Source organism: Bacillus cereus group sp. BfR-BA-01492, assembly GCF_022662815.1.
Taxonomy (GTDB): Bacteria; Bacillota; Bacilli; order Bacillales; family Bacillaceae_G; genus Bacillus_A; species Bacillus_A cereus_BD.
Map to the genome: position 1 here is coordinate 129,101 of NZ_JAKUEH010000001.1, position 21,003 is coordinate 150,103.

Sequence of the window (21,003 nt, forward strand, 5' to 3'; positions counted from 1 at the left end):
CCCCTTTTTATCGTTTTTCAGCAATCCGTAACTTTGCCGAACGCGCTCGATTATTTTCTTCTAACTCTACGTCAGATGGTAAAATCGGTTTTCTTGTAATGAGCTTTAGTTTCGGCTTAAACTCATCTGGGATAATCGGCAGTCCTGGAGGAAGGTCTGGTGTTGTACTATTTCGTTTAAATGTTGTTTTACAAATACGATCTTCTAGTGAATGGAACGTAATAACGCTAATTCTTCCACCAGGTTTCACCATTTCAATTGCCGCTTCCAACGCTTCCTCAAATACTTTCAACTCATCATTTACAGCAATGCGAATCGCTTGAAAAACTCGTTTTGCAGGATGTCCGCCAGTCCTACGAGCAGGAGCAGGAATTCCTTCTTTGATTAGCTCCACTAATTCCCCAGTCGTTTCAATTGCCTTCTTTTCACGATACGCTTCAATTTTCCTTGCAATTTGTTTTGAAAATTTTTCTTCACCATATTGAAAAAAAATCCTTACAAGTTGTTCATACGACCAGTTATTTACAACATCATATGCTGTTAATGGAGCATCTTGGTCCATTCGCATATCTAACGGTGCATCATGATGATAGCTAAAACCGCGTTCTGGTGTATCTAATTGTGGAGAAGAAACACCTAAATCAAATAAAATTCCGTCTACTTCTGTAATCCCTAACTCATGTAGTTTCTCTGATAAATAACGAAAATTACTTTTTACTGCTATAAATTGCTCACCATAAGAAGAAAATTTGTCTTTTGCATTTTGAATTGCAATTTCATCTTGATCAAATGCAATTAACTTTCCTCCTTCCGTTAGCTGAGATAATAAATAAGAACTATGTCCTCCGCCACCTAGTGTACAATCTACATATGTACCATTTGGCTTTATATCCAAGCCATCTACTGTTTCCTCTAAAAGCACTGTTACGTGTTTAAACATCGTTGCACCTACTCTTTTTCCAAATAATTATGTTGAACTTTTCTTTTTCTTCACCTATAAATGAGTGAAGAAATAAAACGCTACAAGCAAGCAGCTCATTTAACGCACTATGAGTGGAAATCGATTTCCACAAATCGTAGTTTTAATTTATTATATACTAAATTTTATCATTTTTTGCGGGAATTTAAATAAAAACCTGTCGAAAAACCTAATAATACGTTTACATTTTGTGCTATTTTGTCATATATGTCTCTTTTTATTGTCCTTAACATTTCCTCGTCTATAAAACTAATAATTCAGAAAAAAATCATGTTACAGGTAATTCCACGGAACAAAAATAAAATCCTGCTCCGAAGAGCAAGATTTTATAGTTTTATAACATGATGTGTTCCATTCCAAGAATACGATTGTTTTGTTACTCTTTCCACAAAATCAAGACCATACTGATTCAGATAATAACACACGTTCCATACTCGCTCTTGCGGTGCCCCTAACGGCCGAAGTGCATATTGCAAACGACGAAACTTATTCAATTCCACTTCATGTTTTCTTTCCAGATTTTGTTTTAGCATTCTTTCTAACAGCTCAATTTGTTCTTGAATCTTTCTTTTGTTTTTTCCGGCAAATTCCTTTAAACCTGGATCAATTCTATTTACGAATTGTCGCAAGGAAGAGTGAATGTCCATCATATTCTTTTTCGCTTCCTGAAATCTCTCTTCAACCGGTTCTTCCACTTGATTTGATAACCATTTTTCACGCAGCTTCTCAAGATCCTTTACAAATGGATCCTCTTCTTTGAGATTTAAATCATATAAATCCGTTATAATATCGCGCTCCATATAACTAATTGTAAGACGCGGAACAACAGGAGGCATCTGAAAATCAAACACATGAAATACTTGTTGCAATTCGCTCCAATAAGCAATTTCTCCCGGCCCTCCAATAAAAGCTACTGTCGGGAAGAGATATTCTTGCATAAGAGGTCTCGTTACAACATTATTACTAAACCGTTCTGGACTTTTTTCCATTTCCTCTATCAATTCTTCATATGAAAATGAATAAGCGCCACTTTTTCCTACAAACTTACCGTTCTCTTCTTCTAGCAGTACACGTTCTTCATCAATTTGCATAAATACATGTATAGCATTTTGTTTCGTTTCAATGATAGGTTTATACCCGTATTCTTTAACAAGCTGTTGTTGATTATGAAGAGCTTCCTGAACTTCTTTGTACTGACTTACAATCCTTTTGAAAAAGGATACTTCTAATTTTCTAAGATTTGGATGATGTGAATCGACAAGAATTAAACCTGTATCCGCAAATAACTTCGTAATCAAACGCGCAAAGAAGTCTACATATGTACTAGATTCTTCTAAAGCCTCTTGAATAAACTGTAGTACATCTTTTGTGAAATTTGTCTCCGGATACGTTTTAAAAATCTCCTCGATCCACTTGCTACAATCTTCAATAGAAATTTCCGATTCTGAAGCACTCGCTTTTTTCGAATGACGATCATGAAAAATCATCTTTTTAATTTTTTTATTTTTCGTTACAAACGTATGATTAATTTCATCAACATCGTGATCTTCACCAGCAATCCAAAAAACAGGAACAACTCGAGTACCTAGGCTGGCTTCCTTTTCTTTTGCAAGCTGTAAAATCGAGATTACTTTATGCACCGTATAAAGCGGCCCTGTTAATAATCCAGCCTGCTGTCCTCCAATCACAACATATGTATTCTCATCTGCTAACGCTTCTATATTTTGAATCGTAGATTGTCCTGCTTGCAATTGCTTATTATATTCTAATAAATGTTCCACCAACTCTTGACGGAAGAACTTGCGATTGCGCAAATCATACAAGCGCTGTTTAAAACCTTCCTCTGTCAATGCATAGTCAAAACATGTCTGTATCTTATTGTCACTCTTTATGTAGTCCCCTACAACACCTTGTAGCGGAACAGAGATTTCTTTTATCTCCATATAATTCTTCCTTTCATATCCTGTTCTTTCACCATTCCAAATTGTAGTCAATGTTTCGCACAAAAGCAAAGAATATAACTTACGTTTCTAAACCTCTTATCGTATTGTATAAAAATGGAAGTATATGTACTTGTTTCTGCCGTGCCTTCGCTTCATCTAAAACATACCCAACGATCGCTTCAATTTCTGTTTTTCGCTTTTCTCGTACATCTGCTAACATCGAAGAAGTATTACAAGATGTTTTTTGACACACTTGACACACCATATTCCATAACTCTTCTTCTTTCTCTTTTTCAATAAGAAATGCAACTTCTTGAAATACTTGCTTCATCGCTTGATGAAAGAAAGGGTTAGATATTAACTCTCCATTACAAACTCCAAACAAAGCTGTTAATGGATTAATACACACATTTACAATTAATTTATTGTACATAATCTGTTTCCAGTCATCTTCAAATCGCATAGAAAAGCGTTGCGAAGCAAAACACTCGAATATCGGTTCAAATTGAAGCGCATCACCTTTAACAACACCAAATTTTGTTATTCCTACTCCCGTATGACATACCGTATAAAGATTTTCTTTTTTGGCTCCATGTTCGACAATACCTACAGCTATATTTTCACACGGTAATTCTTCTATAAGCTGAAGATGAGACATCCCATTTTGTAAAAATACGACTCGCTGCTTACTTAGAAAAGGGAGTATATGATTTACATGATATTGCTTGACGGCAATAAATATATAGTCCAAGTTCTCCTTTTCAACACTTTCTACTGGTAATACTTTTGGAAAAACCGTTTCTGATATTTCATCCTGAATACAAGTTACTCCTGTTTTTGTTAATTGTTTTGCTTGCTCAGAAGTTCTTGTAAACAATGTAACATCTTGATTACTTTTTTTAAAATAAAACGCATATAGCAATCCAATAGCTCCAGGGCCAACAATTCCAATTTTCATATTTATGGTCATAAGAGCTTTCAGCTATCCCTTTAAAGCTCCTTAACTCCTCTCCATTCATATATTTGATCTCTATTTTAAAATTTCTAGGTAGAGGAAACACCTCTTTATGTAGAACATATATACTAAAAAACACATCTCACCCTTTAGTGTAACAAATTTACAAAAAAATACGAAAGAAATATCCCATACTCTTCATAAAAATAACAAAATAAGTTATAATATTATTGTAAATATTTTTACTTTTCTTTTTTTAAGACGAGAAAAGGATGTGGTGATATGATATTCCCAAAAGTTGAGCGCTTGCTCATCAATTATAAAACGTTAGACGAATTTAAAAAATTTAAAGGATGTGGCGCTCAAGAGCTTTCTATGTTCGAAGAGTTACAAGCTAACATAATTGAGAACGATAGCGAATCCCCGTTTTATGGAATTTATTACGGTGGTTCTCTCATTGCACGCATGAGCTTGTATATGAGAAGACATGGCGAAGCAAATCTTGATATTACAGGACCTTATATCGAACTGTCCAAACTGGAAGTATTACCATCTTTTCAAAAACAAGGTTTCGGTCGAATGCTTGTAAATTATGCGAAAAATTTACAAATACCTATCAAAACAATCGCTCGTATTCAATCCGCATCATTTTGGAATACATTATCATTCCAACAAGTCACAACTGCAGATGGTGAATTTTATATTTGGCATCCAGAAACTAATTTGAATACGGTTACAAACGAAGAATCTGCATGAAATAGTATTCATTATGTTCTATCTTAACATTCAAGAACACCTCACAAAAAAATAAAAACAGCTGCTTCCCAGCTGTTTTTATTTTTTTATTTTTTCTAACGTTTCATTCGTATGAATAACGTTTTCTCCTTTTGCCTCTAAAACCATTACACTTCTTTTTCGATCAATATAATCAAGCAGCGTTCGGTACTCTTCCTCATATACGGATAGACGCTGAAGAAGTCTTTCTTTTTCCTTTTGTAGTAATTCAATTTTCTGTTGTAACACTCTTGATTCTTGTTCATCTTTATATGTTTGCAAAAAATGGATCACATCATCCAATGTAATTGTCGTAGAAGTATGAGATATAACTTTCGGTTGCTTTTGTTCATAATTTTCTCGTTTTCGAATTTGTTTCGCTTCTTCAATACGTTCTTTATATTGCTTTCTAACATAAGAATTCCATCTAAATCCACAGGCTGCAGGTGTGCGAGATAGGTTTCTCCCGACTTCCTTAAAAGCCGACAGTTGTGTTCCACCTTCTCGAATATGCCGGAGCACTACCTCTGCTAGAAGCAAATCTTCATCATCAGTCCATGCATCTTGTCTTGTTGTCACCATCTTTCTAGTCCTCCTTATGCATTTTTTATTAAACATATGCAGTTACTAGAAAAGATAGAATACAAATAGGCAAAGAATATATTTTTTATTTTCTAAAAGCTACAGGAAGAGCATGAAAATACTTCATCTCATTCATCCCCACTGATTATGAGCCCTTCAGTTACAGGAAACCGCGCTCCTACTTTTCTTCCTTGTTTCTCTCCGAACCTTAAGGCGCGTGAGACTTACTGCTCTAAAATAGCGGGATCCATTCAAACACTTTTATAAAAAACAAAAAAATAAACGTAAAAGGATATCCTTCTACGTTTATTTTTTCGTAATTACTTGCTGATTACTTCTTTACCTTTGTAAGTACCGCATGCTTTACATACACGGTGAGCTAATTTCGCTTCACCACAGCTTGGGCACTCTACCATACCAGGTACTGATAATTTGAAATGCGTACGACGCTTTCTTTTTACTGTTTTAGAAGTTCTTCTAAAAGGTACAGCCATTCTTCCCACCTCCTTAAAAGAAATTATTATTTTCATATGAAGGCCTGAACCAGTCTTCCGATTATTTGTCAAAAAACTTCGCAAGTCCTGCTAATCGTGGATCAACAGACTTTTCTTTGCTTTCCTCCGAAATCACTTGCCAGTCTTGACCTTGCATCGGTGTTCCTCCAGAAACATCATCACTGAAAATTTGCATTGGGATTTCCAAAAGTATATTTTCCTTGATTACAGGGAGTAAGTCAAGTACTTCTCCTTCTAAATAATGGATTTCTGCTTCTGTTTCATACTCTTCTTCTGAAGTTTGGAACACCTCAGTTGTTTTCACGTCAAATGGTAATGTCACATCTACTAAAGAGCGAGAACATGGTAAAATCATGCTTCCTGTTATATGTAGATGAAACGTAAACTTATTGGAGCCAAAATCAACTCTACCCGTTACATGAACAGGATCAATCGAACGAATGTCTTTCTCGATTTCTTTCAGCTCACTTACATCTACCATCTCATCCAAAGTCAATCCTTTATGTCTCAATTTGTTTAATTGATGGATGGACCATTTCATATCATATCACCTCAAGGCAACAAACAAAATTATAGCTAGCCATTTTATATTTGTCAATGTTTTTTCTTTACACTATAATGAAGTCATTATAGTAAATAATATATAGATTATCATGTTTTTCGAAAAGATGCTACACTGAAAGGAGAGATTATTATAAAGGCAAGCGGTATTATCGTTGAATACAACCCCTTTCATAACGGTCATGTTTATCATGTGCAACAAACAAAAAAGTTAACACAATGCGATGTTACGATTGCGGTCATGAGTGGATCTTTTTTACAACGTGGTGAGCCAGCTCTCGTATCTAAATGGCATCGAACAAAAATGGCTTTAGCTGGCGGTATTGATCTTGTTGTAGAACTTCCTTATGCATTTGCAACTCAAAAAGCGGAAACATTTGCAAATGGGGGCATTTCTATTTTAAACGCGCTTGGTGTTTCAGATATTTGTTTTGGAAGTGAAGATGGACACGTTCAAAACTTCTACAATACTCTATCTTTACAGCAAAAGAAGCAAAATACTTTTCATCAGCTCGTACAGCAATATATAAGCGAAGGAAATAGCTATGCAAAAGCAACTTCTGAAGCCTTTTCTCATATTTTATCAGGACATAACACAATTGATATGTCACAACCAAACAATATATTAGGATTACATTATATTCAAGCCATTTTGTCACAAAAAAGTATGATTCGTGCTCATACGATAAAAAGATTCGCAGCTCATTACCACGATGAATCCTTTACAGACAAGCACATCGCCAGTGCAACAAGCATTCGCAAACAACTGTTTATCGAGGATTGCTCCTTTACCAGTATAGATCCATTTGTACCGAATTGTACCTCTTCTCTTTTAGAAGAATATTATCATGTATACCATGTATTACATAATTGGGAAACGTATTTCCCTCTTTTCAAGTACAAACTCTTGACGATGTCTGCTAAAGAACTCCAACATATATACGAAATGGAAGAAGGTTTAGAACATCGTATATTAGCTAAAATACAGCATGCCACATCCTTCCTTACATTTATGGAGGCTATAAAAACAAAACGATATACGTGGACAAGATTGCAGCGAGTATGCACGCATATTTTAACCAATACAACAAAAGAAGAGATAGAGAGCGCCGCAATCGAAAACCATGCACCGTATATTCGGTTACTTGGCATGTCCCAAAAAGGGCAATCTTACCTTTCTAAAAATAAAAAACAAATAAGTCTTCCTCTTCTGACTCATACAAAAACATTTGAACATCCTGTTTTAAACATAGAACGACGAGCAAATGCCGTCTATCTTTCCGCTTTACAAGAACCTTTACGCACAAAATGTATACAACAAAATATAACACAACATCCAATTCGATATAATGAAATAGACAAGACATTTTTATAAAAACGGAAAGCGATATGAACGAATCATTCATATCGCTTTCCGTTTTAAGTTCAATGAAAAAACTTTTAAAAAAGAAGTTACTTTTTCTCCGGCATCTTTTCTAAATAAGCTAATGCATCGTCCAATGTATCCACCGGTACAATTTTCATTTTTGTTTTAATATCTTTAGCAGCTTCAAGCGCCTTTTTATAATTTGAGTTTTTCGCTCCTTTTTCATTGGGAGCAAAGAAGATTTCAGCTCCTGCGTCGCTTGCAGCTACCACCTTTTGTTGAATTCCGCCAATTGGACCAACCTCTCCTTTTTCATTAATTGTACCTGTTCCAGCAATTTCATGCCCTTTTGTCATATCGTTTTCAATTAATTGATTATAAATCTCTAACGTAAACATCAGGCCTGCTGATGGTCCTCCAATCTCATGAGAATCAATCTTCACTTTTGGATCTGCAACTAACTCTCGTTCTGTGACAATAGAAACTCCAATACCAACACGTCCCTTACCACCAGGGATTTCTTTTACTGCCAACTGTTCTTTCAAATGTTTTCCATTTCTTATATATTCAATATGTACAACATCGCCTTCTTTTTTATTTGTCATATATTCAGCAAATCGCTCTGTCGTTTCAAATGCTTTTTCATCAACAGCTACAATTACATCTCCAAGCTTTAATTTTCTTTCTGCCGGCATATTGTCTGCAACACCAGCGACTAATATCCCTTTATTTTGAAAAGAAACAGGACGATTCGCTCGTTTATATGCATTATAAATAGCAGCATTTTGAGAGTGTTTCATCGCGTACTCTTGGCGAAATTGATATTCTTCATCACTCTCACCTTTTTGCAATATTTCCTCCGCTTTTGAAATATGGTTATATTTGTTAAATTGTGCAGCTATCAAATTGATTACATTAGCAGGTCCCATCGAAACTGTCACAAGCATAAAGTCACCAGATTCTTTCTTTCCGTCTTCCACTTGTACATAAGGGGTTAACTTCGCAGCCATTCCTGGTTTTGTTATATAGTAAGGCAGGCGAACATATACAAGTAGCATCGCCAATATAACTCCAATTAAAATCGCATATATAAACCGAAAACGCTTAAACATTATTTTTCTCCTTCCACTGCTCAATTAATAAGTAAATATCTTGAATATGTTTCTTTGCTTCTTCTTCTCCTACTCGAATAATTTCTTCAATATTTGTAAAGGCACGAGAACTAAACTGTTCTACTGCTGGACGCATCATTAAATCTGATGCAATTTGTCGATTAACAACAAGTTCATACTGCATAATTTCAATGCTTTGCATAATTACGTCATAAATAGAATTGATTTCACCATTTACTTTAATAGGGGATACATCTACAGCAATTACAATATCAGCCCCTAAATCTTTGACGACGGATACAGGAATACGATCAATCACTCCTCCATCCACTAATAAGCGCCCATCTATTTTTTCAGGAACAAACACTCCTGGTACAGCAATACTTGCCCTAACAGCATCAGCAATAGATCCTTTTGTAAATACAACTTTTTCCCCCTTTAAAATGTCAGTGGCTACAACTGCAGTTGGGATATCTAACTCTTCCATTTTTTTGTTATATGTAAACATTTTAATCATATCTTTTACACGTTTTCCAGAAATAAATCCCATTTTCGGAACAGTAAAATCTAAATAATATTTCCTCTTAAATACTGAAGCCATTCGATAAAGTCTTTCAACATTACAACTTGTAGCATAAAATGTTCCAATTAGCGCCCCCATACTACTTCCTGCTATCATATCAATAGGAATATTAGACTCACGTAATATCTTAATAACCCCTACATGAGCAAATCCTTTTGCCCCACCAGAGCCAAGAGCCAAGCCTATTTTCGGTTCTCTCATATCAATCACCCTTAAACTTTTTTTACCCCTTTTTCATACTTATGGTCTAAATTTACTATGTATCCACGTATACTGAAATGAACGTTTTTTGGGACAAAGGGGGATTTTGCAGTATGTATGAAAAATGGAAAACAGCTTTTCTCACAATCACAACGCTATTTCTAACATTCTCTCTTGTACTTCATCCCCAAGCCGCATTACAATCTTCTATTCGCGGATTAAATATGTGGTGGGAGGTTGTCTTTCCTTCATTATTACCTTTTTTTATCGTTGCCGAGCTTTTAATTAGCATAGGCGTTGTAAAATTTATCGGTGTCCTTTTAGAACCTCTTATGCGCCCTCTCTTCCGAGTCCCTGGTATCGGCGGGTTTGTTTGGGCAATGGGAATGGCCTCTGGTTTTCCTGCTGGCGCGAAACTAAGCGCTAGATTACGTCAAAGTAACCAACTAACACAAATTGAAGCAGAACGCCTCGTCTCTTTCACAAATTCTTCCAACCCATTATTTATTTTCGGTGCTGTATCTATCGGGTTCTTTAATAATCCAAAATTAGGCTTCATTTTAGCCGCCGCACATTATATAAGTAACTTTACTGTCGGACTACTTATGCGCTTTTATGGTGACAATAAACCTTACATAAAACATGCATCACCCGTTCAAAAACGTCCATTACAACATGCTTTTTCCATTCTCCATGAGACACGTTTACAAGAAAAAAGACCAATTGGAAAACTGCTAGCAGATGCCATTATTTCTTCCATTCAAACGCTACTTATGATTGGCGGATTTATTATCTTATTCTCTGTTTTCAATAAAATGATTACCGTTTTTCAAATTACAGCAACTCTGAGTTTTATTATGCAACATATTTTATCTTTCTTCCAATTGTCCACTCATTTTAGTATTCCTATTTTATCTGGCCTTTTTGAAATGACACTAGGAAGTAAAATGATTAGCCAAACAAATGATACAACTATTTTGGAACAAGCAATGATTACAAGCTTTATCCTTGCCTTCAGCGGCCTTTCGATTCAAGCGCAAGTAGCAAGTATACTAGCTGATACTGATATTCGCTTTAAACCCTACTTTTTTGCCCGAATCATTCAAAGTATTCTTGCTCCTATTTACACATTTATATTTTGGGGACCACTGTATGAAAAATCACATTCTTTTTCACCGAACCAACAAGATATCCCTGTCTTTTTATCCAATTATTCTTCAGCACTTACAAATACTTGGGAATTACTTCTTCACTATGGACCCATTTTTACACTACTTTGTTTGTATCTATATGTTATTTTATTATTCTTACGCACCATACGCTAACTCTGTAACGCGTTAGCGAATCGAACAGAGTTACGAGAAAATCTCACTGCTCCCTATAACAAAATCAGTAAAGAAAAACCCCGTTTTATTTTAACGGGGTTTGAAACTTTTCTTTTAAAGCACGTTCAACACAAGATGGAACAAGTCCTGATACGTTCCCTCCGTAACGAGCTACCTCCTTCACAATACTTGAACTTAGGAATGAATATTGATTATTTGTCATAATAAAAAACGTTTCAATATTCTCATCTAACTTTCGATTCATCGAAGTAATTTGCATCTCATACTCGAAATCAGAAACAGCTCGTAACCCTCGCAAAATGGCATTTGCATTGCGCATTTTCGCATATTCAACCAACAACCCACTATGTGAATCTACTTTCACATTTGGAATCTCCTTTGTTGCTTCTCGGATTAACTCTAAACGCTCTTCCACCGAAAAAAATGGCTTCTTTGCTGAATTATTTAAGACGACAACATATACTTCGTCGAACACCTTTGCTCCCCTTTTAATGATGTCCAAATGTCCAAGAGTTATTGGATCAAAACTCCCTGAAGAAATTGCTATGCTTGTCATTCGGTCCCCCCACCTTCATACTTATAAATCGAAATGGCTGTAATACCGTACTTTTCTGCTCTTACCTTTACAAGCTCTCCTATTGTTTCAGGTAAGATCACTTCATTCCCATGCTCTGCCATAATTAAACCATCTTCATTCAGCAATCCATGTTGATCTATAATGCTAATGAGAGAGACTATTTTTTGATCTTTATATGGCGGATCTAATAGGATTAGATCGAATGAAACCTCACGTTTAACTAGCGCTTTCACAGCTCTTTCCGCATCATTTCTATATACTTCAGCTTGATTATGTACTCTACAACTTTCCAAATTTTGATGAATTATTTTCACTGCTTTATGATCTCGATCAACAAAGATTACTTTGTCCATTCCTCGGCTAAGCGCTTCAATCCCAAGACCTCCGCTTCCGCCAAATAAATCAAGGGCACTCCCTCCCTCAAAGTATGGACCTATTATATTAAAAATAGATTCTTTTACTTTATCTGTTGTTGGACGTGTTGTACTACCAGGCACAGCTTTAAGCGGATGTCCCTTACATTTACCAGAAACTACTCTCATTTGTTGTCACTACCTTTATTTCAATCTATAAACTATGGAGCGATTATTCGTAACCGCTATCAAACCTCAATATTTTCTAATTATTTTACCATTACAGAATAACTGAATCCGTTACTTATGAAAAGAAAAATATTTATTTTCAGCAATATTTTATGTGTATATTCAGCTCACAATCACTTCAAGAATATAATAGAAAATGAATGAACCTGTACACTTTATCTATTTATGATTAACGCAGCGAGTTCACTTTACCTTTTTTATCCTATCATAAAATAAAAGAAAAATAAAAAGCCTACGATAAATTTTAAATTCATTATGTATATCTTCAATTAGATTGGACATAAATAAAGATAACAACATCATCTTCGATGTTGTTGCCAACCGCGGAGAAGACTTACGTTTCCCCATAAGTTCTTCCTCCGGTTTCTCCTCTCCCTTTGCCTTCTTACTAGTACATACTAGTATAAGAAGGGCCCTGCTTTGCAGGGTTTTTTTCTTTGCCTTCTTTTCATTTAAAAAATGAAATGATACAGTAAAAGAAAGAGGAGGAAAATGATATGATTCAACGTTTTATTGAACTAGGAGAAGGCTACTCTGACTTATATGAATTACTTGAAATTGCCAAAGCAAACAAAGAACGTGTAACGCATATGTTACAATTCGAAACCGTTAAAAATCATAAAAAAGTATGTTCACTTGTTGTCATCCTAAAACCAACAACTGTAGGCGATTTCCAGCCACTATACATATGTCGTGAAGGCATCCCTATACTTGATCATAAAAAAAGTAAGCGAATGATTTTATTTGAAGAAACTGCTGAACAAATCGGCAAAAAAGTAATTCCCTTTACTGTGAAACCATCTACAACTTTCCCAGAAAAAGAGTTGTACTTTAATCATCTAATTGGCATTTTGCGAATGAATCACTTTATTCCCCCAATGAAATAAAGTAAAACTTTCATCAGTAGGGGGCCTCCCTCCACGCGAAAAACCCCCCTGCCCAAATCGGCTAGGGGGGTTTTTACTTAACTATAATCATATTCTTTCGCACGATCTGGACGTGAATTTTCAAATTCCGTTTTTAGAAACGGACGATACGATTGTTCAATCCTCTTAACAAACGGAAGTTTATTTAACTTATGCATCATATGTTCTAATTGATCCATATCACAATATACAACTGCATATTTTAATCGTTTTGATATGTAATGAATATTACCGTATTTACGTAAAATTTTGGCATGTTTTAATGAATGTAAATAAACAATCAAACTCTGTCGTTGTCCAAACATAATCTTCTCCTTCATCATACTCTTTATATATTCTACTAACATAAATCAGAAATTTTCGACATTATAGCACACCATAGCTTTGGTCTTATTTTTCTTTCACATTTCAAAAACGGGGTATATTACCCCGTTTTTTTACAGCCACAACTACCTCCGGAGCCACAACCGCCTCCACAACCACCTGCATCAAAAAATGGATTTCCGGTAGGAACTTTAATCGCAGATGAAATTTCCGAGCCAATTGCCACGCTCACTTCATCTAATAATTTTTGTAAATTACTTTCCGCTTTTTTAAAAGCAGCAATCTTATCATACAAATCTACAGATCGCTTTAATTCTCGCATCTTTGCCGAAACAAAAGCATAATCCGGATGATACTTACCAAATCTTCTAACTTCCTCATAGCGCTCTTTCATCGCCGCGAACTGACGAATGAGCTCCTGCGCTTCCGAATCTTCCTGTAAGTCCTTGAAACACTTGCGATAGTTCTCTGCTATATCTGAATAAACAACTGCCTGTGCCAGTTGTTCTGCCTTATCTAAAATTAATACGCTTTCTAGCGTCGCTACAATCATGAGAGACACCTCCAAGTATCTATCATAACATATTTTAAAGCAGAACTACTAATCTGGCCGTCTCACTTACATATAACATAGTAGCCATAGAACTCCCCATTCTCATCCTTATACGCAAATGTGCTCTGCAATGTTATATTTTAAAACTTCCCATTTTCCTTGATCTTCTTTTACATAATTCATACAAGCGTTTTTCAAAGGTGTTTTAAATGTAATTTCTTCTGGCAAAATCGCGTGCAAAATTGCTTTAATTGCATGTGAATGTGCCACAATGATGATGCGCTTTCCTGCATGCTTTTTTGCAACATCTTGTAGCGCTGTAAAACAGCGATTTACAATCTCTTCATCCGATTCCATACCTTCTACGTTTCCGATTGCAATCTGCTCTCTCACTGTCGCAACTGGCTTCCCAGAAGCTTCTCCAAAATTCCGTTCAACAAAGCGTTCATCCAAAATAATTGAATGTATTCCTACCGCTTCACCAATTGCTTGTGCTGTTTCCTGAGCCCGAATCAAAGGACTACTAATAATTACATCCCATGTTTCTAATTGTAAAGCAGCAGCACTTTGACTCGCTTGCTTTTTCCCCACTTCATTTAGCGGAATATCTTCACGTCCTTGAATAATCTCTTGAAAGTTCCAATCAGTTTGTCCATGTCGTACTAAACAAATTTCCGTCATGCTGTAACTCCTTTTTTTCAATAATACGTTTCTATTGTAACAAAAGTTTTATATGACGGACATAGTTTTTCTTTCCCATTACGTTGCATTTTGCTGAGCCATGTATTGAAACATATCAATCATAATGGACGCCACCGCTAATTGATTTTGAAATTTTTCTACTTTATCCGGTATAGTTTTTTTGAAATGTTGTAAAGCAGCGAGTTCAAAAGCTTCCTTTTCATCTGGATTACGCGACAGTTTACGATACCAATATGGCTCTTCTCGAATATAGCGTTCTAAATCTTCATTCGCTTTTATAAATTCCATCAGTTCCGCTCTCATCCTCTTTTCCCCCTAATCTTTTTGAAAGAAAAACGGATTATTTTCAGAATTTCTTTGCTCTGGTTGTGTACGATTCTCTTTAAATTGTTGAATCACTTGTTGGACACTTCCGATTGCACTCGTTACATTTGTTAAATGTTGCTGCATCTCTTCTACATTTAATTTTTTGAAAAAAGAAAGCATTTGCTCCATTAAATCTGAAGTTCTTTCCTCTTTACTTTCTTGTGCTGGAGAAGATACTTGTTCACCATCCGCTTGATACTGTTTCCATATTTCATCTTTTTCCCCAAGTAAATACCATTCTTCATAAAATTGTTGCCATGTTTTTTGGCCACTGCGAACTTCATGAACCATTTTAGGATGATGATTAACAAACTCTTTAAATTGTTGAACAGAAGGATGTAACGCTCTTTTTGTCGTTGGCATAATCCTCACCTCTTCATATATATCTACTATATTGTAAGAAAAAAAAGGCGCATGGTTCGCCTATTTTTAAACGATTCATGCACCTTTTTATTTCCTTATAAAATTTTGCGTATAAAACTTGTCATATACACCGACACCAAGTCCAGTAAACTGCTCATTTAGCAAGTTTTTTCGGTGACCCTCACTATTCAACCAGCCTTGCAGTGCAGCAATCCCATCACTATGTTGAGCTGCTATATTTTCACCAGCTAATTGGAAAGCCACTTGCCCTCGCTGTAATCGATCTCCTAATGTGCCATATTTTGGTGAATCATGTGAAAAATAATTATTTTCCTTCATATCTTTACTATGTCCAAATGCAACATCTGCAGTTTGTTGATCCCATGTTAATAAAGGTAACTGATGACGTTCTCGAATAATATTTGTTAAATCTAAAATTTGCTGCATATTTCCATGTTCTACTTGTGACATTTTCTCTGGAGACATCGGTTGTTCTGGCATTAATTCACCGGAATATACAAGTTGATACGGTCTTTGACGTAGTAATGTATCATCATCCATATAACGAATTCCAACAAGCTCATGCGTAAAGTGATCAAAATACAACTGTGCCCAACTATCCTCTTCAATTGAAATAAGTGGTTGTTCCATTATTTCAGTATCAGACAATTCAAATTGATAACTATTCTTTCCCTTTTTCAAAGAAATCTCATGAGAAAATGGCTTCTTTTTATATGCTTCTTCATATTTTTCATTCATACGAAATGGTGTCACATCAACTTGATCTCCAGCTGCATAAGCTGTTACAATTTTATGCTCAGCAATTCCAAATTGAACATATTGTGATAAATCTTGATTATATACCCACCATTCATATCCATATGCAGAAGGCTCAATCCGAGATGGCTCCCCCCACTTGGCTAGTAAATTTTCAGCATCTCTCCCTAAAAAGTCAGCAATCGTTTGTGCCTCTCCCTCAGTTACCGGCTTCTTTTTCTTTACGAGTTTTTGTTCTTGCTTATAATGAGAAGGGCTTAATATATATTGTGAAACGAGTAATTTCCCGTACAAATCAATAGCTAAAATAAAAATCGTAATCATTACGATACGCAATAATTTCTTCAAACGATATACCTCCTGGGCAAACATAAAGTTGAGATATACACAAATTCCTTACTAGTCTTTCCCTTTTGTGTGTACCGTACTCTTTTCTTTCACTATACCATATTTTGATGAAAAAAGTTGTGATTCTCTCTTTTCTCCCAATACGAATTGCGTTTTCTAATTTTTCATACTATTATAAAATTGACGTCTACTATTTTATAAGGAGGGATTCCATGCAATTCGCAAATTCAAAACTCATTGGAACAGTAATTGACTTTACACTTCTTACAGAAATTATGAAAAATCACCATTTCGTGCTAGCAGGCCAATGGGATTATGAGAGGGTTACATATGATTATAAATTCGAGATATTAAAAGATGTATATTATTTAAGAGTACAAGGTGTCGCAGTCGAAGGAGATATTGGAGGGCGACACGCACAGATTAAATTGCTTGCACCACTGTTAGGAAAACATTATTATCCACACGGTGTTGAGTATGGTACAGATGAAACTTTCCCTACAAATGTTATTCAAAAAAGTGAACAACTTCTTCAAAATATTGAAAAAGAACTAAAAGAATTTCAAATGATTGAATAAGGTGACACTTTCATCATTCTTCATTCCTCACGAATTAGACTTTTATAGGCAACTTAAATAAAACAGGCGCATCGATACAGATATGCGCCTGTTTTATTTGTTCTCCCGAAAACTTTCCCTATTCTGTTTATTTTGTTTGCAAATATGGCGGAACTGCTTGTAATTGTTCTTCATCTTTTTCCCGTTCTTTACGAGCCCATTTAAAAAATACATATCCAATCATTGTACCATACACGATTTCCTGAACAATTTTCATAATGATACCACCCGTTTGCTGATCTTGTACAACGGGCATCCAATGCAAAAACTCTGGACCTGTAATATTTAAATCGGTCAATGTCCCTGCTGGTACACAAAGTTCCATCGCTTTCATCCAAGCGCTTGAATCTGTATAGGTCGCAAATAATGGCTCGCTTGCAAAAATAATTAATGCACAAGCTGGCGTTAATAAAATACCGTTAGCAAACATATATCCTAACTTTTTTATATCACTTAATGACTGTTGCTCTGGCAATGGATTTAACATCGGCCACCACATCATTACCGATGTAAAAAACAATATAGCTAAAACAATGGGGTGCGCTACTTGACTTTGCTTTACCGCATCAAATACAAGTGGCAAATGATAAAAAGAAAACAAGCCATTAAATACAAATAAAGCAATCAATGGTTTCGCAAATAACTTTAAAATAACTTGAATCGCTCTAAAAGATGTAATATAGCTATATAACCAAACTGGTATTCCTAATAACAGTAATGGAGGTACCGCGATATACATCACTGCCATTTCAAGCATATGAGCACTGAAAATAATATGTCCTATTAAATCAATCGGTCCTCCCTTTACAATATATAGAAGAATAATTCCTGACGTAAAATAAAATATCTGTTTTTTACTAACCTTTTCTGCATGTTCAAATCTTGTTCTATACGGTCCAATGATGAAAAAGTAACAGATGAGAATCGAAATCATAAATATGAAAAAAATCGGACTCCATAATGCTTGAAAACCAAATATCCACAAGTTACTCATGATTTACACCCACCTTTCAAAAATGTAGTCGCTTCATAAAAAAGGAGGGCCATAGTAATCCAAAGGCCCTCCCCTCATGTCTTCTTATATCCACACAATTGTCATGAAGGCCAAAACCGTTAATAGTCCGATTAACAATCCAGAGTATAGAAAGAACGAAGCTGCTTCATGTCCTTTATGACTCATGTGCATAAAATAATACAATTGAAATATGACTTGAACGACCGCTAATAATAAAATAAACGGGACAGAGAAAATAGGACTAAATGTCTTTGGATACGCCACTGCTACAAATGCTACAATTGTCAAAAAAATCATTAATCCAAATGTAATAACTTGATGTTTCATTTCCTCTGCACTTTTTCTTCTACGATAAACGAGATCTACCTTTGAATTATTTGTTTGCTTTGTCGCCATTGTTTATCCCACCATTCCCATCAAATATACTACAGTGAAAATAAACACCCAAACTACATCAATAAAGTGCCAATAAATAGATGCAACATAAAACTTTGGAGCATTATATAAATTCAAACCACGTTTCGCATTGCGAAAAATCAAAGTTAAAATCCAACATAGTCCAAACAATACGTGTAATCCATGCGTGCCAACTAACGCATAAAAAGCTGAACCAAATGCACTGCTTCTCATAGTATGCTTAAATTCGTGCGCATAATGATAAAACTCATAAATTTCAAACCCTAGAAACCCTAAACCTAACAGCACCGTAACAAGTAACCAAAGCTGCATTTGTTTAAAATGAAAGTTCTTCATATGATACATTGCATATACACTCGTTAAACTACTTGTTAATAGAAGCATTGTCATAATAAACACAAGTGGCATTTGAAACATTTCTTGCGAAGAAGGACCACCGTTTGTTGAATTTTTTAATGCTAAATATGTTCCAAACAAGGAAGCGAACAATACTGTTTCGCCTCCAAGGAACAGCCAAAATCCGACAAACTTATTTTTTCCTTCGAGGGTTGCTTTTTCAGGCTCTGCTGGAAATGTTTCATTCGTTAATTTTTCCTCTACATGCATTATGCCGTGCCCCCCTTATCATCCAAGTCTTCTTTATGAATATGATAACCGTGATCATCAATTATAGATCGGAAGAACATTGTACCGAATGTAATGATAAGCCCAATAATGGCTACCAAGAGCCAAAACTTATCTTTTCCACCTTGCATATACATCGCGCCAAATGCTGCTATAAATAAGCCAAGCGATATGACAAATGGTGAAAATGAAGCGTTTGGCATATGGATGTCACCGATAGGCTCTGCTGGTGTCATCTCTTTATTCCCATCACGTTTCTCAATCCAAAAAGGATCTAATCCGCGGACGAACGGTAATTGCTTAAAGTTATATTCTGGCGTAGGAGCAGGCATCGTCCATTCCAGCGTGCGACCATCCCATGGATCACGCCCTGCTTGTTCTTTAGACACTGTCGTTTTCACGATGTTATATAAAAGAACGATTGTTCCAAGTCCCATAAACGCAGAACCAATCGAACTAATTAAGTTCCCCATTTCTAATCCTTGACCTGGTAAATACGTGTAATAACGGCGCGGCATCCCAATTAATCCAAGGAAGTGTTGAATAAAGAACGTTAAATGGAAACCGATAAAGAATAACCAAAATGTAAATTTCCCCAATGTTTCATTCAATACTTTGTTAAACATAAGAGGCCAATAATAATGCGCTCCTGCCAATAAACCAAACACAACGCCTCCAACGATTACGTAGTGAAAATGCGCTACAACGAAATAGTTATCATGGAACTGATAATCAGCTGGTGCAGAAGCAAGCATAACCCCTGTTACACCGCCCATTACAAATGATGGAATAAAACCAACAGCCCACATCATCGGTGTTGTAAAACGAATACTTCCTCCCCACATTGTAAAGAGCCAGTTAAAGATTTTAATTCCCGTCGGTACTGCAATTGCCATCGTTGCAACAGAAAAGATAGCATTCGCAACAGGACCGAGACCAACTGTAAACATATGGTGTGCCCATACCATAAATCCTAAAAATCCAATTAATACTGTTGCAAATACCATCGATGAATAGCCGAATAATCGTTTTTTGGCAAATGTCGCAAAGATTTCTGAGAATATTCCGAAAGCTGGAAGTATAAGAATGTACACTTCTGGATGCCCAAAGATCCAGAATAAATGCTCCCATATAATCGTATTCCCTCCCAAAGCTGGGTTGAAAAAACTTGTACCAAATAAACGATCTAACATAAGTAACCCTAATCCAACTGTTAATGGTGGGAAAGCGAATAAAATAAGTGAAGATGTGACAAATGTTGTCCATGTAAACATCGGCATTCGCATATATGTCATTCCTGGTGCACGCATATTAATGATCGTAACAAGAAAATTAATACCACCAATTAGCGTACCGAGACCTGATATTTGCAATCCCAATACATAAAAATCAATACCATGTCCTTCAGAAGCTAAAGATAACGATGCATACGATGTCCACCCTGCATCAGGAGCTCCTCCTAAAAACCAACTTAAGTTTAAAAATACGCCTCCAAAGAAAAATAACCAAAATCCAAGTGAGTTTAAAAATGGAAATGCTACATCACGCGCCCCAATTTGAAGTGGCACAGCAGCATTCATAAATGCAAACACAAGCGGCATAGCTGCGAGGAAAATCATTGTTGTACCGTGCATCGTTAATACTTGATTGTAAGCATCTCCAACAAGAAAATCATTGTTTGGAATTGCTAATTGTAGACGGATAAATAGTGCTTCTATTCCGCCGATGATAAAAAATAATCCACCTGCAATTAAATAGAGAATGGCAATTTTTTTATGGTCTACTGTCGTTAAATAATCCCATATAACAGCACCCATCCCCTGTTTTTTTGCTACAGAACTCACGTCTTCAACCTCCCCTTCGCAAATCATAATC

The 21,003-nt window shown here is 35.7% G+C and carries 25 protein-coding genes; 5 read left to right on the forward strand and 20 right to left on the reverse strand.

Going from position 1 to position 21,003, the window contains the following annotated elements; all coding sequences use genetic code 11:
• Positions 1-7: 7 nt before the first annotated feature.
• The 3 genes from rsmH to panE all read right to left on the reverse strand — a co-directional run bounded on the left by rsmH (position 8) and on the right by panE (position 3,886).
• Positions 8-940: a 16S rRNA (cytosine(1402)-N(4))-methyltransferase RsmH gene (rsmH, locus tag MR063_RS00635; RefSeq protein WP_242144469.1), complete on the reverse strand. Its 933-nt coding sequence runs from the start codon at positions 938-940 to the stop codon at positions 8-10.
• Positions 941-1,305: 365 nt separating this feature from the next.
• The gene (gene bshC / locus MR063_RS00640; protein WP_242192784.1) at positions 1,306-2,922 is read right to left on the reverse strand and encodes a bacillithiol biosynthesis cysteine-adding enzyme BshC; all 1,617 of its coding nucleotides are present in this window, start codon (positions 2,920-2,922) and stop codon (positions 1,306-1,308) included.
• 79 nt (positions 2,923-3,001) lie between these two features.
• Positions 3,002-3,886 carry a 2-dehydropantoate 2-reductase gene (gene panE / locus MR063_RS00645; RefSeq protein WP_242193322.1) on the reverse strand — a complete coding sequence of 295 codons (885 nt, stop codon included), beginning with the start codon at positions 3,884-3,886 and terminating at the stop codon, positions 3,002-3,004.
• A 273-nt stretch (positions 3,887-4,159) separates the two neighbouring features.
• Between panE and MR063_RS00650 the strand changes: the two genes are divergently transcribed.
• The gene (locus MR063_RS00650; RefSeq protein WP_242192785.1) at positions 4,160-4,633 is read left to right on the forward strand and encodes an N-acetyltransferase; all 474 of its coding nucleotides are present in this window, start codon (positions 4,160-4,162) and stop codon (positions 4,631-4,633) included.
• A 78-nt stretch (positions 4,634-4,711) separates the two neighbouring features.
• Here MR063_RS00650 and MR063_RS00655 read toward each other — a convergent pair whose 3' ends face one another.
• The 3 genes from MR063_RS00655 to MR063_RS00665 form a co-directional block, all read right to left on the reverse strand.
• Positions 4,712-5,233, reverse strand: coding sequence for an RsfA family transcriptional regulator (locus MR063_RS00655; RefSeq protein ID WP_242144466.1), 522 nt, complete (start codon positions 5,231-5,233; stop codon positions 4,712-4,714).
• Positions 5,234-5,553: 320 nt separating this feature from the next.
• On the reverse strand, positions 5,554-5,727 hold the full coding sequence (rpmF, locus tag MR063_RS00660; protein WP_001984764.1) for a 50S ribosomal protein L32: 174 nt from the start codon (positions 5,725-5,727) through the stop codon (positions 5,554-5,556).
• Positions 5,728-5,788: 61 nt separating this feature from the next.
• Positions 5,789-6,289: a YceD family protein gene (locus MR063_RS00665; protein ID WP_242192787.1), complete on the reverse strand. Its 501-nt coding sequence runs from the start codon at positions 6,287-6,289 to the stop codon at positions 5,789-5,791.
• 153 nt (positions 6,290-6,442) lie between these two features.
• Between MR063_RS00665 and MR063_RS00670 the strand changes: the two genes are divergently transcribed.
• A complete protein-coding gene (locus MR063_RS00670; protein WP_313928198.1) occupies positions 6,443-7,684 on the forward strand; it encodes a nucleotidyltransferase in 1,242 nt (413 codons plus the stop codon).
• Positions 7,685-7,761: 77 nt separating this feature from the next.
• Here the strand turns inward: MR063_RS00670 and MR063_RS00675 are convergent, their stop codons facing one another.
• Positions 7,762-8,787, reverse strand: a complete 1,026-nt coding sequence (locus MR063_RS00675) for a SepM family pheromone-processing serine protease (RefSeq protein WP_242192788.1) — start codon at positions 8,785-8,787, stop codon at positions 7,762-7,764.
• Positions 8,780-9,571 (reverse strand): patatin-like phospholipase family protein, encoded by a 792-nt coding sequence (locus MR063_RS00680; RefSeq protein ID WP_242192791.1) that lies wholly within the window; start codon positions 9,569-9,571, stop codon positions 8,780-8,782. The genes MR063_RS00675 and MR063_RS00680 overlap by 8 nt, the downstream gene beginning before the upstream one ends.
• Positions 9,572-9,684: 113 nt before the next feature.
• Between MR063_RS00680 and ylbJ the strand changes: the two genes are divergently transcribed.
• Positions 9,685-10,896 (forward strand): sporulation integral membrane protein YlbJ, encoded by a 1,212-nt coding sequence (gene ylbJ, locus MR063_RS00685; protein ID WP_242192793.1) that lies wholly within the window; start codon positions 9,685-9,687, stop codon positions 10,894-10,896.
• Between the two features lie 85 nt (positions 10,897-10,981).
• On the opposite strand, the gene coaD is transcribed toward ylbJ, so the two are convergent.
• Entirely contained in the window at positions 10,982-11,473 is a 492-nt protein-coding gene (gene coaD / locus MR063_RS00690) for a pantetheine-phosphate adenylyltransferase (RefSeq protein ID WP_242143523.1), read from the reverse strand.
• Positions 11,470-12,036, reverse strand: coding sequence for a 16S rRNA (guanine(966)-N(2))-methyltransferase RsmD (gene rsmD / locus MR063_RS00695; protein WP_242192795.1), 567 nt, complete (start codon positions 12,034-12,036; stop codon positions 11,470-11,472). The genes coaD and rsmD overlap by 4 nt, the downstream gene beginning before the upstream one ends.
• Positions 12,037-12,593: 557 nt before the next feature.
• Between rsmD and MR063_RS00700 the strand changes: the two genes are divergently transcribed.
• Positions 12,594-12,983 (forward strand): DUF7147 family protein, encoded by a 390-nt coding sequence (locus MR063_RS00700; RefSeq protein ID WP_242143525.1) that lies wholly within the window; start codon positions 12,594-12,596, stop codon positions 12,981-12,983.
• Between the two features lie 77 nt (positions 12,984-13,060).
• Here MR063_RS00700 and MR063_RS00705 read toward each other — a convergent pair whose 3' ends face one another.
• The 6 genes from MR063_RS00705 to MR063_RS00730 form a co-directional block, all read right to left on the reverse strand.
• On the reverse strand, positions 13,061-13,327 hold the full coding sequence (locus MR063_RS00705) for a YlbG family protein (RefSeq protein ID WP_012095083.1): 267 nt from the start codon (positions 13,325-13,327) through the stop codon (positions 13,061-13,063).
• Between the two features lie 119 nt (positions 13,328-13,446).
• On the reverse strand, positions 13,447-13,899 hold the full coding sequence (locus MR063_RS00710) for a YlbF/YmcA family competence regulator (protein WP_242192797.1): 453 nt from the start codon (positions 13,897-13,899) through the stop codon (positions 13,447-13,449).
• A gap of 108 nt (positions 13,900-14,007) precedes the next feature.
• The gene (locus tag MR063_RS00715) at positions 14,008-14,580 is read right to left on the reverse strand and encodes a histidine phosphatase family protein (protein WP_242192799.1); all 573 of its coding nucleotides are present in this window, start codon (positions 14,578-14,580) and stop codon (positions 14,008-14,010) included.
• A gap of 78 nt (positions 14,581-14,658) precedes the next feature.
• Positions 14,659-14,904: a YlbE-like family protein gene (locus MR063_RS00720; RefSeq protein ID WP_242143528.1), complete on the reverse strand. Its 246-nt coding sequence runs from the start codon at positions 14,902-14,904 to the stop codon at positions 14,659-14,661.
• Positions 14,905-14,916: 12 nt separating this feature from the next.
• The gene (locus tag MR063_RS00725; RefSeq protein WP_242192801.1) at positions 14,917-15,330 is read right to left on the reverse strand and encodes a YlbD family protein; all 414 of its coding nucleotides are present in this window, start codon (positions 15,328-15,330) and stop codon (positions 14,917-14,919) included.
• 87 nt (positions 15,331-15,417) lie between these two features.
• Entirely contained in the window at positions 15,418-16,455 is a 1,038-nt protein-coding gene (locus MR063_RS00730) for a CAP domain-containing protein (protein WP_242143530.1), read from the reverse strand.
• 212 nt (positions 16,456-16,667) lie between these two features.
• Between MR063_RS00730 and MR063_RS00735 the strand changes: the two genes are divergently transcribed.
• Positions 16,668-17,033: a YugN family protein gene (locus MR063_RS00735; protein WP_242192803.1), complete on the forward strand. Its 366-nt coding sequence runs from the start codon at positions 16,668-16,670 to the stop codon at positions 17,031-17,033.
• Between the two features lie 127 nt (positions 17,034-17,160).
• Here MR063_RS00735 and ctaG read toward each other — a convergent pair whose 3' ends face one another.
• From ctaG to ctaD, 4 genes are all read right to left on the reverse strand, one after another.
• Complete coding sequence (gene ctaG / locus MR063_RS00740) at positions 17,161-18,066, reverse strand: cytochrome c oxidase assembly factor CtaG (protein WP_242143532.1); 906 nt, start codon at positions 18,064-18,066, stop codon at positions 17,161-17,163.
• 84 nt (positions 18,067-18,150) lie between these two features.
• Positions 18,151-18,483: a cytochrome c oxidase subunit IVB gene (gene ctaF, locus MR063_RS00745; protein ID WP_242143533.1), complete on the reverse strand. Its 333-nt coding sequence runs from the start codon at positions 18,481-18,483 to the stop codon at positions 18,151-18,153.
• Positions 18,484-18,486: 3 nt separating this feature from the next.
• Positions 18,487-19,110, reverse strand: coding sequence for a cytochrome c oxidase subunit III (gene ctaE / locus MR063_RS00750; protein WP_048721906.1), 624 nt, complete (start codon positions 19,108-19,110; stop codon positions 18,487-18,489).
• The gene (ctaD, locus tag MR063_RS00755; protein ID WP_242193323.1) at positions 19,110-20,945 is read right to left on the reverse strand and encodes a cytochrome c oxidase subunit I; all 1,836 of its coding nucleotides are present in this window, start codon (positions 20,943-20,945) and stop codon (positions 19,110-19,112) included. The genes ctaE and ctaD overlap by 1 nt, the downstream gene beginning before the upstream one ends.
• Positions 20,946-21,003: the final 58 nt, after the last annotated feature.